General features: G+C 58.8%; 13 protein-coding genes and 2 pseudogenes. 11 read left to right on the forward strand and 4 right to left on the reverse strand.

Features of this window, described 5'->3' with window-relative positions:
• The first annotated feature begins 20 nt into the window (after positions 1–20).
• Positions 21–446: a hypothetical protein gene (locus tag AK2_RS08245; protein ID WP_067933253.1), complete on the forward strand. Its 426-nt coding sequence runs from the start codon at positions 21–23 to the stop codon at positions 444–446.
• Positions 447–472: 26 nt separating this feature from the next.
• Here AK2_RS08245 and AK2_RS08250 read toward each other — a convergent pair whose 3' ends face one another.
• Positions 473–1,354: a LysR family transcriptional regulator gene (locus tag AK2_RS08250; RefSeq protein WP_067933254.1), complete on the reverse strand. Its 882-nt coding sequence runs from the start codon at positions 1,352–1,354 to the stop codon at positions 473–475.
• 212 nt (positions 1,355–1,566) lie between these two features.
• On the opposite strand from AK2_RS08250, the gene AK2_RS08255 reads away from it, so the two are divergent.
• Complete coding sequence (locus AK2_RS08255) at positions 1,567–3,351, forward strand: thiamine pyrophosphate-requiring protein (RefSeq protein WP_083520990.1); 1,785 nt, start codon at positions 1,567–1,569, stop codon at positions 3,349–3,351.
• A gap of 61 nt (positions 3,352–3,412) precedes the next feature.
• Complete coding sequence (locus AK2_RS08260) at positions 3,413–4,858, forward strand: MFS transporter (RefSeq protein WP_245632828.1); 1,446 nt, start codon at positions 3,413–3,415, stop codon at positions 4,856–4,858.
• 262 nt (positions 4,859–5,120) lie between these two features.
• Here AK2_RS08260 and AK2_RS16850 read toward each other — a convergent pair whose 3' ends face one another.
• The 3 genes from AK2_RS16850 to AK2_RS08275 form a co-directional block, all read right to left on the reverse strand.
• Complete coding sequence (locus AK2_RS16850; protein ID WP_157076276.1) at positions 5,121–5,276, reverse strand: hypothetical protein; 156 nt, start codon at positions 5,274–5,276, stop codon at positions 5,121–5,123.
• Between the two features lie 265 nt (positions 5,277–5,541).
• A complete protein-coding gene (locus AK2_RS08270; RefSeq protein WP_174521150.1) occupies positions 5,542–6,480 on the reverse strand; it encodes a hypothetical protein in 939 nt (312 codons plus the stop codon).
• Between the two features lie 31 nt (positions 6,481–6,511).
• Positions 6,512–7,180: a FadR/GntR family transcriptional regulator gene (locus AK2_RS08275; RefSeq protein ID WP_067933260.1), complete on the reverse strand. Its 669-nt coding sequence runs from the start codon at positions 7,178–7,180 to the stop codon at positions 6,512–6,514.
• Between the two features lie 316 nt (positions 7,181–7,496).
• On the opposite strand from AK2_RS08275, the gene AK2_RS08280 reads away from it, so the two are divergent.
• The 8 genes and pseudogenes from AK2_RS08280 to AK2_RS08305 all read left to right on the forward strand — a co-directional run bounded on the left by AK2_RS08280 (position 7,497) and on the right by AK2_RS08305 (position 14,946).
• The gene (locus AK2_RS08280) at positions 7,497–7,904 is read left to right on the forward strand and encodes an MFS transporter (protein WP_067933262.1); all 408 of its coding nucleotides are present in this window, start codon (positions 7,497–7,499) and stop codon (positions 7,902–7,904) included.
• A gap of 135 nt (positions 7,905–8,039) precedes the next feature.
• A complete protein-coding gene (locus AK2_RS08285) occupies positions 8,040–10,271 on the forward strand; it encodes a dihydroxy-acid dehydratase domain-containing protein (protein ID WP_245632829.1) in 2,232 nt (743 codons plus the stop codon).
• Between the two features lie 167 nt (positions 10,272–10,438).
• Entirely contained in the window at positions 10,439–11,761 is a 1,323-nt protein-coding gene (locus tag AK2_RS08290; protein WP_067933264.1) for an MFS transporter, read from the forward strand.
• A gap of 176 nt (positions 11,762–11,937) precedes the next feature.
• Positions 11,938–12,030 (forward strand): annotated as a pseudogene (locus tag AK2_RS17770) (hypothetical protein); the annotation flags it as partial.
• 116 nt (positions 12,031–12,146) lie between these two features.
• A pseudogene (locus tag AK2_RS17775) lies at positions 12,147–12,218 on the forward strand (hypothetical protein); the annotation flags it as partial.
• Positions 12,219–12,254: 36 nt separating this feature from the next.
• Complete coding sequence (locus AK2_RS17780) at positions 12,255–12,902, forward strand: zinc-binding dehydrogenase (RefSeq protein ID WP_369406129.1); 648 nt, start codon at positions 12,255–12,257, stop codon at positions 12,900–12,902.
• A gap of 83 nt (positions 12,903–12,985) precedes the next feature.
• The gene (locus AK2_RS08300; RefSeq protein WP_067933266.1) at positions 12,986–13,768 is read left to right on the forward strand and encodes an SDR family NAD(P)-dependent oxidoreductase; all 783 of its coding nucleotides are present in this window, start codon (positions 12,986–12,988) and stop codon (positions 13,766–13,768) included.
• 20 nt (positions 13,769–13,788) lie between these two features.
• The gene (locus tag AK2_RS08305; protein WP_067933269.1) at positions 13,789–14,946 is read left to right on the forward strand and encodes a UxaA family hydrolase; all 1,158 of its coding nucleotides are present in this window, start codon (positions 13,789–13,791) and stop codon (positions 14,944–14,946) included.
• The last annotated feature ends 18 nt before the right edge of the window (positions 14,947–14,964 follow it).

A 14,964-nucleotide genomic window follows, 5' to 3' on the forward strand; every position in this document is an offset into this window, starting at 1 on the left:
GATGAAGGGGAGATCAAACCATGTCGGATACACAGAGTTCACTGGCACGAATTGAAGAGATGGTGACTCAGTTGATTCGAATGGTCGGTGGCATGCGTTCGGAGTTGACCGCCCTGCGGCAAGACGTTGACGGTCTGCGTGTGAGGCAGGAATCGTTTCATGAGGAGCAGCAACACCTGCGCGAGCAGTACGGCGACCTGCGGGCGGAATTCAAGACGCTGCGGGAACAGAATGACGAACTGCGAGCGGAGTTCACGAGCTTTCGCGCCGAAATGAACGAGTTTCGGCACGAGGTGAAGGAACAATTTGCTGCAGTGCACAAACGTTTGGACAGGGTCGAACAACAGCAGGAGACGTTGGCAGCCCGGGTGGCCCTAACGAATCAACGTCTTGACTATCAGTTAGTTCGGGTAGCTCGCAACGAGGAACAAATCCATCTGCTGTAATCGGCCCCTTCGTAGTGCACACCTGCTTATCTTTCCTTCGCATAAACACCCTTGAGGATTTCCATAAATGTCTTGGCAGTCTCGTCGACATATGCGTTTTTTGGATAGACCAACCCCACCGGTTTCCGCCGCGGAGCGCTCCGAATGGGAATGGCCACGATGTCCGACATGGAACGCTGTTGAATGTAGGACTTTGTTAAGATGGCGCCGATGGAGTCAATGGATAACATATCTCCCAGTGATTCCAGGCTTGATAGTTCCACGGTGGGGGAGATTGACACCCCGAACGCGGCCGCATCCTCGTCGACAAATCGACGCAGCACGTAGCGTTTGGGCAGCATAGCTAATGGCACGCTACGCAGGTCTTCCCAACTTACACACGGCGCATCAGCTAATCTGTGGGCGTTGGAGACCGCGAAGTAAAACTCCTCATCGAACAGATGAATAAATTCAAAACGTACATCTTCAGACATGCGGAAAATGACGCCCAAGTCCAGCTCGTGGTTGAGCAGCGCTTCGATGGTTTCCTCGGTGCGCATGTCCAGAACGGACAGGGTGACATGCGGGTATCGTTCGTGAAACGTTCGGACGGCCTGGATGACGATGTGGTTGCCTGCACATCCAATGGATAAACGGCCTCGTTTCAATCCATGCAGTTCTTGAATTTCCCGATTGGCTTCTTCCAGCTCGTAAAAAACTTGTCTCGTGTGAGCGAGGAGAATCTGTCCAGACTGTGTGAGCGCAATACGCTTGCCTGTTCGCTCAAACAGTCTTGTGTTGAGTCTTGACTCCAACAGTTGAATTTGATGGCTGAGCGTGGGTTGCGTGATACCGAGAAGGTCTGCGGCTCGGGTAAAACTGAGTTCCCTCGCCAGCACCATGAAATACTCCAGAAGGCGAATTTCCATGCACTTTCCCCCGCACTGGCCGATCTTTACAATCAATTATCAATTGATGGCATCTATCGACCCCATAGAAATATCTATATTGATAGTATTTTCGCTCTTATTATAAGCTGCAGGTGACACGGCGACAACAATTGTGGAATAAGGACGCCGACACTGCAGATGAACATGCGCGCGTTCGTGGTCATGGTACCTGCGGTAAGGGGGAGATACAAATGGCGGAATCATGGAACGCGTTTCAGACGGTCACGGACATCACGGCTAACGCGGCTGACAGAGCTACCACGGCCACCATCACGGCCTCAGACAAGATGATGATAACACTGACAGAGCTCGGGATCGACTGTATTTTTGCCAATCTCGGCAGCGATCACCCGGCCATCATCGAATCGTGGGCCAAACTGCGGGCGCAGGGGCAGGCGATACCGAGAGTGATTATCTGTCCGCACGAGATGGTTGCACTGAGTGCTGCTCACGGTTACGCGCAGGCTACCGGCCGGCTGCAGGCCGTGTTCGTCCACGTGGATGTAGGTACGCAAAACCTGGGTGGTGCGCTGCACAACGCCCTGCGTGGTCGGGTGCCTCTGCTCATCTTCGCTGGCGCTTCGCCGGTCACGCTGGACGGGGAGAAGACCGGCAGCCGCAACGAGTTCATTCACTATCTCCAAGATACCTCGGACCAGCGTGGGATGGTACGGGCGTATACCAAATGGGATTACGACCTGCATGTCGGCGAGAACATCGACTTGGTCATCAAGCGGGCCGCGCAACTGGCCATATCAGAGCCTATGGGCCCGGTGTACCTCATGGCCCCGCGCGAAGTACTGGAAGAAACGGTCAATCCCGCAGAACCGGTCACACGGCATCTGTCACCGACTCACCCGTCGGGACTGGCCCCTGCCAAAGCGCGGGAAATTGCTGCCGCCCTCGCCAGTGCGCAATTTCCGCTCATCATCACGAGCTATTTGGGGCGGAATCGGGAAGCGGTGCGCGAACTGGTGGCGCTCAGCGAGGAATGGGCCGTGCCGGTCATGGAGGCGGGCCCGTACTACATGAACTTCCCGGCTGACCATCCGATGCACTTGGGATACGAGGATTTTGTGCACGAGAACTCTTACCTGCAGAAAGCGGATGTCGTCTTGGTGCTCGACTCGGACATCCCCTGGATGCCACAAAAATCACGACGCCGGGCGGGATCGACGCTGTTTTGGATTGATGTCGATCCGCTCAAAGACACCATTCCTTTGTGGTATTACTCGGGCGAACACGCCTTCCGGGCCGACACCTGCGTGGCCCTGCAGCAGATTCGGGAACAACTTGCCAACTGCGCAAGGAAGGAATCCGTCCTCAGCGCGCGCCGGTCCTTTGTGGCGGAGGAAGCTCTCCGGCTCCGCAGAGCGTGGGAGGCGGCGGAGCAGTTCCCAGACGATGGAGTGATAACCCCTGAGTTTCTGACCCGGACGGTGCGCGAGGTGACGGACGAGGACACCGTCATCATCAATGAGGCCATCTCCAATTATCAGGTGGTCTGGCGACACATACAGGCCAAGAGACTTGGGTGTTTTTTCGGCAGCGGGGCAAGTTCGCTCGGCTGGCACGGCGGCGCAGCCATCGGTGTCAAGTTGGCTCACCCCGACAAGACGGTGGTGGCGCTTGCCGGGGACGGATCGTACATCTTCAGCGTGCCGTCGGCTGTCCATCTGGCGGCCGCCAAGTATAAAGCTCCGTTTCTAACCGTGATCTACAACAACGGTGGCTGGAAATCACCCAAATTGTCGACGCTCGCTGTCCATCCGGACGGGTTTGCCAGTCGAGCATCGGACTTTCCTGTTGACTTCTACCCGGGTGCTCGATTGGAGAAAGTGGCTGAGGTCATACCCGGCACCTACACGGCTCGGGTGGAGGAACCAGCCAAATTGCGCGGGGTGTTGGTAGAGGCCCTGAATCACGTTCGAAACGGCCATTCGGCCGTGGTCAACGTGGTGTTGCGGCCATTGTAGTGGAATCATAACCGGGTGGGCGGTCGGCTGCGCCCGCCTTGGTCTGAGGGGAGTGAGGAAGTTGGAAGCAAGCCGTGGATGGAAGCGCTATCATACCGTGTGGGTGTGGCTTCTCGTAGCCTGGATGGTCAGCGGTGCCGACAGGTCTATCTCTGGCCCTGTTGTCACCTGGATGATTCAAAATAAGGTCTCGTTCATGCTGACCTCGGCCCATCCGTATGCGCTGGGCGGCCTGATTGGCAGTGTGTTTTTCACCGCGTATATGCTAACGCAGTTTCCCGGCGGATATTTTGGCGACAGGTTTGGCTATCGGCGGGTGATTGTGGTCAGTCTCATCTGGGCTGGGCTCGCCACGCTGGTAAACGGTTTCCTGTTAACGCTGGTAGGATTCGTGGCGTTGCGTGTCCTGACCGGGCTCGGCGAGGGCTTGTACTACGCGAACGACAGGACTCTGATTGCTGAGGTCACTCCCTTTGAAAAACGGAGTCTCGGCATGGGGGTGGTGATTGTCGGGTTAGCGTTGGGTATCACCCTGGCTTCTCTTCTGCCTCCGTATTTAATCAACTGGGGCAATTACATGTTCGGCACCAACGAAGGTTGGAGGATGCCGTTGTTTGTACTGGGATTGGCGACACTTCTGTGGGGTGTTCTGATAGCTGTCTACTTTCGCAAGCAGCATACCAACCGAGTTGCCTACACGACGACGCTCCTGGGCATTGGCCGGTACACCGTGGTTTTTTTTGTTGCCATTATGATCGTGTTCGTTGTTTGTGACCGCATTGGCATTCCCAGCTGGCTGGCTTCTGTGATTGAACTGGCGTTCGCGGTAGTGCTCATCCTGTTCGTTTTTTTCAACAAGGGACGGGAATTGGCTGCCGTTGTACGGAACAAAGACCTGATGCTGATCAACGTAGCCGGTATAGCGGTGCTGTGGAATTTGTGGTTCTTCGGGTTTTGGGCGGTTTCCATCATCTCCGATGCGGCTCACTCTTCCTTCCTGCAGGCGGCGGTCACCGCCGCCTTCAACGGCGTAGCGGGCATTCTTGGGTTCCCCGCCGGCGGATGGCTGGCCGATTACGCGGTACGCCGGAATTGGGGGCGAAAGGGATTTTTGGTCACCTTTACGCTGATACAGGGGCTTTTGACCTGCCTGCTGGGCTGTTACATGATGGTGGGTGGCCATTCCATCGTCTTGATGGGCGTCATCCTCTTCATCACCAGCCTATTCTTCAATGCCCTGCAGCCGATGATGCACGCGATGGTCGGGGACATCGCCCGCCCGAAGCAGCGCGGGGCCGCATTTGGCATGCTGAACCTGTTTGGTGAAACGGGAGCGGTTCTGTCGCCCGCACTGGGCGGCACTCTGCGTGATGCCACGGGAAATTGGACGGCGGCCGTCTTGCTCGACGCTGGGGTGATTCTGTTCAGTTTCCTGTTGCTGCTATTTGTCAATCAGAAGCGCGGCGAGGCGGCTGCGGCGTGGGCGGAGGAGTCGCTGAGAGGCTGATGTCCATTTCCGCCCGTGAGCGAGCATTGCGGTGCCAGGCGGCGGGAGAGCAGGCGCGGGCGGATGGCAGAGTCCCATTCGCCCACTTGTCAGGCACCGGCTGCGACGGCTGGCCAGGCGTCTCTTTCCCTTCTCTCGGAGCGTCAGCCTCCGTAATACACGGCGCAGGTTTTCACCTAGCTGTAAAACTCGATCGCGGCCTGGCCCTGCTCTCAGGTGTGCGAGCTCGACCATTTCATGCCGCCAAACGGGGCCTAGTACTCTACGCCGGCGGTCTCAGGTTGACCCGGACCATGCCAGCCTGCGCCGGGGCGTGATCCGTTGCCACGCCGGTCGCTACAATCGGTTGGATGTAATAGCCGTTGCCAAGGTCGGCGCTGGCCGGACCCACGGCCAGCGTCCGCGCATCGGTTTTCACTATTCTGACATACGACCGCACCTTGTTCGTATTGCGCCCTGGAAGCCACAGGGCCAAGATAGGAGGCCGGATCGAGCGCGTGTCCAAGCGGCGTCTGTTGCAGCCCTCGGGCGATCGCGTCCACGCGTGCCTGGAAAACGCTCTGATAGCCAGCTCCCTGCATTCTAGCACCACCCGTTCGTCGCCAATCCATTTTTTGAATCCACAGGACCACCTCCATCCAAGATGCATAGGCAGCAAAGACCCCGCGCAGGGTGCCGACGGATCATCGTATGCGGACGACCGGTATGCCTAAGCCGGCTGCACCCAATTCGGAATCGGTTGCCGACGGGGCATAGCGTTTGAGCAGTTCCAGGCCAATGGCGGCCCGGCGGACCCGCTCCCGGGTTAAGGCAACTGCCGTATCTTCGAGATGGCTGCCAGAAGGGTAAATGTTGGGGGCGTTTCGCAACCCGAATTTGATATAGACGGGAGAGAGTATCCGCACAATCTCGGGTAATTCATAGTGGCGGACGAAGCCGCCAAAATCGTCCGGCGCTTCGACGTACATGTCAATCGGGATGTCCACCACCTGGCGCACCGCCGCCAGCCGGGGCAGGGTCTGATCGGACGCGATGTTGAACGTGCTGGCTCCAAGTTGTTGCAGGATGCGAATAGAGACGGGATTGGACGCCCCTTGCAGGACCGACACCTTGACCACCAGATCGGCGGGGAGCTTGCCGAGGGCTTTAAACTCGTTGACCAGCCAGACGAGCCCCTCATCGGCCACCAACACGCTGCGGATGCCCAAGCTGCAGGCGCGGTGGATGTCTTCCAAGGCGTACACAAGTTGGTCCATGCCCGCGTGGCGCCAGCCGATGTTCTTGCCAGCCTGTGTCAAAGGCTGGGCGGCGACGTCAAAGGGCGCCCGCGGCCCAACAAACAGGCAGACCTCGATTTGGTTTTCATAGCCGAGTTCCGCCATCTCCAGGATTTCCTCATCCTTGAGCAGCAGGATACCTGATCCCTGCGAGATTCGGTGCACCCGGATTCCGTGCCGGTGCACCTCCTCAATGACGGCACGCATCGCTTTCGGCCCTTCGACGCTCGGGATCTCCACGCGGTATTGCGATCCGTCCGGAAACCGCTTCTGCGATGTGGGCAACTCGTACGCGTCGCCCGTGGGGAGATTGAGCGCTTTCAAGCCCTCTTTTGCCCATTCCATGTGCAACACTCCCTTTCCACGTGGTATCGGTCTATCTCATTTCGCTCAATATGTAGGCCATCATGTCGTCGACGTGCGAGGCCATCAGCGATTTCGCTTGTTCCGCGTTCCTTTGGTTGAGAGCGGCGGCAATCATCAGGTGATAGTGTGCGGCTTTCTCAATCATCCCAGGTATCATGTTCGTGAAGCTGCGGCCTTGATGAAATTGGCCTTCAATGCACCGGAACATGCCCAAGAGAATCTCGTTGTGTGCGGCCTGAGCAATCAAGCGATGAAACTGGACATCCGATTCGAGAAAGTCCTGGCGACGTTCAACCAGCTCGGACATGAGTTCCGCTGCCTGGCGGATGCTCTCCATCTCATTCATGAACCCGCGCTGCGCCGCGAGAAACGCCAGTTCGGGCTCAAGCAGTCGTCTGGCTTCGAATAAATCTTTCAGGGATGCGGCGTTCAACCCAGGGTTCAAAGCCTGTGTGGCGGCCAAATCGGTACGGACGAACATGCCGCGTCCTTGTTCAATCGTGATGATGTCGCGGTGTTCCAAGATGCGCAGAACCTCGCGCAGGGTGGATATGCCGACATTCAGTTCTTCCGATAACTTTTGTATCGTCGGCAGGCGGTCTCCGGGGCGCCAGATGCCCCGGCGGATGTATTCTTCGATGGTCGTCAGCGTCGCTTCGAAGACGCCTTGCTTTGTCATCAGCTGTCGTCACTCCTGCCCTGCTCGTGGGGATACTCTTACGGGACAAATCATATGATGAATATGAGCATCTCGTCAACAGAGTTGTTGTTATTAGCTGAATACATCGGGTCTTAGCGTAAATTTAGCTGAGAATCACGCTCATTGATCATATCTATTTTCTCTTGTACAATGGCGAATGTGTCCAGAGTGTTAGTAAAACTGTGTCAAAAAGGGGGTGCACATTCGGGCATACGCACGAAAGGGCATCGGTGGTGCCACGATATTCTGCTCGTACCCGTGAAAACGCTTTACGTCGTGGCGGGAGGGTTGCAGCATGAAAGAACCGAACTCGACAGTGGTGGGCATAGCCGCCGTGAGCGGGAGGCGGGCGCGGACACGCCGGCGGTACGTCATCCTGACGGTGCTGTTTATCAGTACGGCGCTCAACTACCTGGATAGGAGCAACATCTCGGTGGCCGCTCCGTTCATCAAGTCGGACCTGCACCTCAACTCGGTCACACTGGGGCTCATCTTTTCCGCCTTTGGTTGGACCTACGCCCTGTTGCAGATTCCCGGCGGTTGGGTGCTCGATCGCCTGGGCCCGCGCTTTACGTACGGTCTCGCGATGTTTTTCTGGTCGATTTTCACGCTCTTGCAAGCGTTTACGCGCGGATTTGGTCTCTTGTTTGGGCTTCGTCTAGGCTTGGGCATGACCGAGGCGCCTATCGACCCATCATTTTAATGGAGCGCTGTTGTTTGTGGGCGCGGTTGTCATCATCGGTGCTTTGTCCTACTTGTTTTTGGTGGGGAGTGTGAAACGGATTGTGGTCGATGTCGACTAAGGTGTTGATAATCTCTCGGAATCGGGGTGAATCAAGTGACACGGTTGACCATAGACAACCCAGTGAATCCCTACACATGGAACGTTCAGGGCAAGGCCAACGAGCCGATCACGGTGGCCGGGTTGCTGGACAAGGCGCGCATGATTCTGGGCGCTGAGGTGGCGGACATTCCGGTTACCTGGACACTGGACGAGATCTACACGCGGCTGGAGGAAAATGCGCCGCGCATCGCCATCATCGGCGGATCTTGGGACCACCCAGCGCACGTGATGGACCTCTGGACCGTTGCCCGATCCGCACTCTCCCTGTGGACTCATGGTGCGGTTCCGTTCTACGCCGCCATTCCGGTCCTGTGCGATGGCACTGCCCAGAACACGATGGGCATGAGCTACTCCCTGCAGGGCCGTCAGGCCATCGCCGCGATGGTCGTCAATCACCTGGAGGCGCAGTCGTACCACGGGGCGTTCGTGATTCAAAGCTGTGACAAACAGCCCTTTGGCGTGCTGTGCGGATTGGCCCACCTGGACGTGATTCGCCGTCGTCGCGGCGAGGCGCCTGTGATGGCGACGTTTGCCCCGGTGCACGTGCTGAAGGGCGGAACGATTCCGGAGAAGCTGCGGGCGGAACTGGAGGCTGTGGCAGAGCGCGCGGAAACGATGGGCCTGTCCAACATCGCTTACGACTTGCGGGACGCCATGGCGTACATCCTGCAATGTTCTTCCAACACCGCCTTTCAAGGGGTGCTCACCCGGGCGGTGAAAGAGGGGGTCATCACGCACGCGCAGCACAAGCTCTACGAGCAGGTGTTGGCGGTCAACACCTGTGACCCAGCGGGCGGCATCTGCGCCTTTCACGGGACGGGAAACAGCTCCCGCGACGCGATGGCCGGACTAGGGCTGGTGCACCCAGCGGTGGAGCTGTTGACCGTGCCCCCGACCCGGGAGCAAGTAGACGAATGCGTCTCGGCGCTGCTTGCGATCATCAACAAACCGCAGTTCAGCGTGTCCCAGCTCATCCGGGCCAACATCCGCAACGCCATCAAGATTCACAGTGCGGCGGGCGGATCGACCAACTTGATGATGCACATCGTCGCCGCGATGGTCTATGCGGGACAACCGTACAGCCTGTACGACGTGGAGCGGGTGTGTCAGGAGCACCCCATCCCCGACTTGTTCGACTACAGCCTGACGCAGGGGCGGGACATCTACGCCCTGGCGCTACAGTGCGGGGCCGGGTATTCGCGCGGTATGGAGACGCTCATCCACGAGTTGGTGGAACACGGAGTTCCGATGGACCTCGACGCGCCCACCATCACGGGCGCCACCTGGCGCGAACGCCTGCAGGACAAAAGAGGGTTGGCCGCATCCAACGTCCCGGACAATCCCATCATTCTTTCGACGCCGAGGCGGCCGTTCAGCGGCGTGGACGTGCTCCGAAGCAACTTCTTCACGAGCGCGGTCGTCAAGATCAGCGGCATGCCCACCGCGCAACTGGATGAGTTCGACGACAAGCTGGCGGTGGTCGTCTATTTTCAGGATGAGGAGGAGGCCAACCAGCACCTGCTGGACACGCGGCTGGCGGAGCGCTGGCGCGCCGACCGCATGGTCGATCCGGCCGTCCTTCGCCAGCTGTATCGGCACAACGGTGGCTCGGAGCTGCCGACGGACGACTACGACGCCCTGTTTCGCGAGATGATTGAGCGTCGTCTGCTCAAGGTGGCGGTGGTCATCGCCGGGCAGGGGCCGGAAGCGTACGGGATGCCGGAGATGTTCACGCCGATGCAGCACATCAACGCCAACCGCGCGCTGCAGAAACTGTCGGTTCTGCTCAGTGACGGCCGTTACTCGGGGGTCACCTACGGGGCGGCGATTGGTCACGTGACGCCAGAGGCGCTGTCGGACGGAGGCATTCTCTATTTGCAGACAGGGGACGTCGTGCAACTGGCGTTCCGGAAAAAGCGCATCGATTTGCTCGACGACACGGCGCTGCGGCATGGCCGAGTGCGGCCGGCGGCGGATGGCTGGCAAGCCAACCGGACGCAGTTGGCCGAGGCGCGCAAGCGGCGCATGCTGGCGAGGCGCCGGCGCATTGCGGCAGCCAACCGGCTGACGCACTGCACGGACGCGGCGCATGGCGTGGTGCCGCTGGAGGTGTGGGAGGAGGCTGTGGAGAACCAAGCAGAGAGCGGGGGTGAAGCGGGTGAAAATCGCCAGCATCGAATTGTTTCCGGTACCGCCTCGCTGACTGTTTCTCAAACTGACCCGTGAGGACGGGATACCGGGGTGGGGGTGAGCCCATTGTCGAATGGCGCGCGCGGACGGTGGAGGCGGCCGGGCGTGAAAATTTGGCATCGCCGTCCGCAAGCGGCGAATGCGCCTGTAAGCACATGATTTCTTTCTTAGGCTCGTTGCTCAGCCGGTTGGGGGAGGTAGTCATGAGATCAGCACTGACACCGCATGGACCAAGAACGAAGACCCGTTGGTTTATTGCCTTTCTCATGTGGGCGGCTATCGCGATCAACTATATTGACCGGAGCAACTTGTCCGCCGCTGCACCCGTGATTCAGCAACAGCTCCACATTAATTCAGTCGACATGGGGATTGTCATGTCCTCCTTCTTCTGGACCTATGCTTTCTTTCAAATTCCATCAGGATGGTTTGCGGATAGGATGGGCCACCGAATCAGTTTAGCCTTCGCGGTTGGATGGTGGTCCATAATGACAGCCTTAATGGCGGCTGTGCGGGGATTTGGTTCCCTTGTCGGCATCCGGCTGTTGTTGGGTCTAGGCGAAGCGGGGGCATACCCCAGCAACGCAGGCGTGACCGCCAAGTGGTTTCCCGATCACGAACGGGCGAGAGTCTCTGGCCTCTTTGACAGCGGTTCCAAAGTAGGAACGGCAGTGGCCATGCCTATAATTGTCCTATTGATGTCCCGATTCGGCTGGCAAGTCCCGTTTGTCGTCTCTGGGCTGATAGGACTGCTGTGGGTGGCCGTATGGCTCTGGTACTACCGGGATCCCGAAAAACACCGGTACGCCAATCAAGCGGAACGGATGTACATTCGCGCGGGCCAGCTGAAACAAGAAGGGATGAACGACAGGGCTCCGCTCAAGTGGTACGAACTGTTTCGCTACCGGAATATATGGGCGATGTGTGTTGGTTTCTTCACTCTCAACTACGCCATTTACTTTTTCATTACCTGGTTCCCCGATTACTTGGTTCACGACCGCGGCATGAAAATGATGACGATGGGCTTTGTGGCGATGATTCCGCCGCTCGCAGGGCTGGTGGCCGAACTCGTCGCTGGTTGGACGATGGATACGCTGTACAAAAAGGGATTTTCCCTGACGGTCGTCCGAAAAATTCACCTGGTTGGCGGCATGGTTATTGCTACGGCCATTGCTTTGGCGGGACTGGTGCATTCCGCAGCGTGGGCCGTGGTCTTGTTAGCCGTCTCGTATGCTGGCCTGGAATTTGCGGCCTGCGCTATTTGGTCCTTGCCCGGTGATGTGGCACCGGTCAACATGACGTCAACGGTCGGCGGGATTCAAAACTGTGCTTCCAACATTGCAGGAATATTGGGGCCGATAGTGACCGGGGCGATAGTCGCGAGTGCGAAGTCGTTTGTACCCGCGCTCACACTCTCCGGTGCCATGACGCTTTTGGGTGCGCTCACCTACCTGTTTTGGCTCGGGAAAGTGGAACCGATTCGTCCCCATCTCCATATGGAGGCTTTGGAATCCAGCACACAAGCGTGAAACCGGTTACATAAAGGCGCATTGAGATGGGGGAATGTGTCCTTGTCATACATGATGACTCTCACGACATGGTTGTAAGAAGTTGGTTGACGCTGGCCTGCCGGAGAGCTATCTCTTCCGAAACGGATGTGAATTGCATGAAACGCATCGTCTGTTCAGAACCGGGCGTACTGCGAATGGAAGAAACCGACTTTCCCAAGCCGCGTGCAGGAGAAGCCCTGGTCCGCATTCGACGCGTCGGGGTTTGTGGAACGGACATCCATGCCTACAGAGGTCGTCAACCGTTCTTCACTTATCCACGTGTGTTTGGTCATGAGTTGTCCGGGGGAAGGTCAACGGAGACGGTGATTGGGAGCCAGGGGAACCAGTCACTATTCTCCCCTATTTGTACTGCGGCCACTGTGCGGCCTGCCGGGCGGGCAAACCAAATTGCTGCACGCAGCTGAACACGTTTGGGGTGCATGTAGACGGCGGCATGCAGGAGTACATTACGGTGCCCGCCCAGTACCTGGTGAAAGGTGGATCGCTCAGCCTGGATCAACTGGCTGTGGTCGAGTGCCTGGCCATCGGAGCGCACGCGGTACGGCGGGCCCGGGTTCGTTCGGGTGAGCACGTGTTGGTCCTCGGGGCAGGCCCGATTGGGCTTGGGGTCATGACGTTCGCGAAACTCGCTGGAGCCACGGTTACCGTGGTCGACGTCAACCCATCCCGGTTGGCGTTCAGCCAGCGGTGGGCGGCCGTGGATCACTCTGTGAGCCTCGGCCCCGATACAAAGGCCCGCATTTTGGAGCTGACCAACGGGGAAAACCCGACAGCTGTGTTCGACGCCACGGGCAACATGCAATCCATGGCGTCAGCACTGGGCTACGTCGCCCATGGTGGCCGGCTGGTCTACGTGGGGCTCGTCCGGGACAACATCCCCCTGGCCGATCCGGAGTTCCACAAACGAGAGGCGACGCTTCTGGCCTCCCGCAATTCGACACGGGAGGACTTTCGTCAGGTTATGGAAGCTATCGCCGGCGGCCAGATTGAGGTATCCTCCTTCATCACCCACCGGGCCGGATTGGACGAAGTCGTGGACCGGTTTGATGTTTGGACCAAGCCCGAGACCGGCGTCATCAAGGCGATGGTGGAAGTGTGAACGTGAGGCAGTAGGGGCAGCAAATCCGTGGTGACGCGGCATCGGTGCCGCAGACTGAACGTGAGGGCGAAAGGGTGACTGAGATGGCTGGAGAACGATTGCTGGACAAGGTTTGTCTCATCACTGGCGGGGGCAAAGGGATTGGCGCGGCGTCGGCACGAAAATTTGCCGAAGAAGGGGCCATCGTCGAGATTGGGGATGTGGACGAGCAAAGCGGGCGGGAAACCGCGGCGGCCATTGTCGAACAGGGTGGACGTGCCGATTTCACCCGGGTCGATGTGACCGACGAGGACTCGGTGCAGAGCTGGGTGGACGACGTGCTCGGCCGGCACGGGCGCATTGATGTCCTGTTCAACAACGCCGGGGTGAGCGCGGTCGGAGAGTTGCACAACGTATCGCGGGAACTCTGGGATCGGGTGCTGGCCGTCAACGTGACTGGGCCGTACCTAGTTTCGAAAGCGGTGCTGCCTGTCATGATGCGGCAACGGTCCGGGGCCATCATCAACATGTCCTCGTGCATCGCCGAAATCGGACTGGCGCAACGCGCAGCCTACGCGGCGACGAAAGGAGCGATGCTGGCGATGACCAAGTCGATGCAGGTCGACTATGCGCCATACGGTATTCGTGTGAACGCCATCTTGCCGGGTACCATCTACACCCCGTTTGTCGAAGACTATCTCAAGCGTTCCTATACCGATCCGGCCGCCGCTATCGAAAGCCTGAAGCGTCGCCAGCTGGGCGGGGAACTGGGTACACCGGAGGACGTGGCCTACGCCGCCGTCTATCTTGCCTCCGACGAATCGAGGTACGTGCTCGGCAGCGGATTGGTCGTGGACGGCGGTGTAACCGGCGGGAAATCGGCATAACGACCGGGGAGGTGACAGGCATGCAGGTTCTCGGGTACCGACGCCGGGACGGGCGCGTTGGCGTGCGCAACCACGTGCTGGTGCTGCCGGTGTCCTATGAGGTGAACGCGATCGCGGAGCACATCACACGGGCTGTCCCGGAAGCTGTCACGTTTCGCAATCAACACGGTCTGAACCAGTCCGGCGCCGATCTCGTGCAGACGCGGCGCGTCTACGAAGGGTTTGCCACGCACCCGAATGTGTATGCGGTGCTTCTCCTGGCCTGGGGGAATGAACCGCATGATCTCAAAGGGCTTGTCGAACAGGCGCGAAGGGCCGGAAAACAGGCGGAACTGATAGCCTTGGAAACGGTCGGCGGGGTGCGCGGCGCGGTCCGTGAGGGAGTGCGCATCGTCCGCAGATGGACGGAGGAGCGAGCCGCTGTGGAACGGGTTGAGGTCCCACTCTCTTCCATTATCTTGGGGACCGAATGTGGAGGCTCGGACGCCTGTTCCGGCATCTCGGGGAACCCGGCGCTGGGAGTGGTCAGCGACTTGCTCGTGGAACAGGGCGGTACGTCGATTTTGGCCGAGACCACCGAGTTGATTGGCGCTGAGCATTTGCTGGCGGATCGCGCTGCGACGCCGGAAGTCGGTCAGCGCATCCTGCACATCGTCCGCCGGGTGGAGGAGAACGCCATGAAGATGGGGGTGGACATCCGCGGCGCGCAACCGTCGCCGGGCAACATGGACGGAGGCATTACCACGATTGAGGAGAAAAGCCTCGGCTGCATCTACAAAGGCGGGACAACGCCGATTCGCGAAGTCGTCGAATACGCAGAGCGGCCGACGGAGAAAGGGTTGGTCATCATGGACACCCCGGGCCACGATATCGAGCAGATCACCGGCATGGTTGCGGGGGGCGCCCAGATCGTCATTTTCACCACCGGGCGCGGGACCCCGACCGGATCGCCCATCGCGCCGTGCATCAAGGTGGCAACCAACTCGTTTACGTTCCGCAACATGCGCGACAACATCGATTTCAATGCCGGGGACATCATTGACGGAGAGGCCACGGTGGAGGAGACGGGCAGGCGTCTGTTCGCCCTCATGCTGGATGTGCTGAATGGGAAGCAAACCAAGGCGGAGCGGTTGGGGCATCGGGAATTTGGCATCTACCGTGTCGGGCAAAGCCTGTAGGGGAAAGTTTGGAGGTGA

Source organism: Alicyclobacillus kakegawensis NBRC 103104 (assembly GCF_001552655.1).
Classification (GTDB): Bacteria; Bacillota; Bacilli; order Alicyclobacillales; family Alicyclobacillaceae; genus Alicyclobacillus_G; species Alicyclobacillus_G kakegawensis.

Coding starts and splice junctions, on each gene's coding strand:
- AK2_RS08245 (WP_067933253.1), top strand. CDS start 21: ATGTCGGATACACAGAGTTCACTGGCACGAATTGAAGAGATGGTGACT.
- AK2_RS08250 (WP_067933254.1), bottom strand. CDS start 1,354: ATGGAAATTCGCCTTCTGGAGTATTTCATGGTGCTGGCGAGGGAACTC.
- AK2_RS08255 (WP_083520990.1), top strand. CDS start 1,567: ATGGCGGAATCATGGAACGCGTTTCAGACGGTCACGGACATCACGGCT.
- AK2_RS08270 (WP_174521150.1), bottom strand. CDS start 6,480: ATGGAATGGGCAAAAGAGGGCTTGAAAGCGCTCAATCTCCCCACGGGC.
- AK2_RS08275 (WP_067933260.1), bottom strand. CDS start 7,180: ATGACAAAGCAAGGCGTCTTCGAAGCGACGCTGACGACCATCGAAGAA.
- AK2_RS08280 (WP_067933262.1), top strand. CDS start 7,497: ATGAAAGAACCGAACTCGACAGTGGTGGGCATAGCCGCCGTGAGCGGG.
- AK2_RS08290 (WP_067933264.1), top strand. CDS start 10,439: ATGAGATCAGCACTGACACCGCATGGACCAAGAACGAAGACCCGTTGG.
- AK2_RS08300 (WP_067933266.1), top strand. CDS start 12,986: ATGGCTGGAGAACGATTGCTGGACAAGGTTTGTCTCATCACTGGCGGG.
- AK2_RS08305 (WP_067933269.1), top strand. CDS start 13,789: ATGCAGGTTCTCGGGTACCGACGCCGGGACGGGCGCGTTGGCGTGCGC.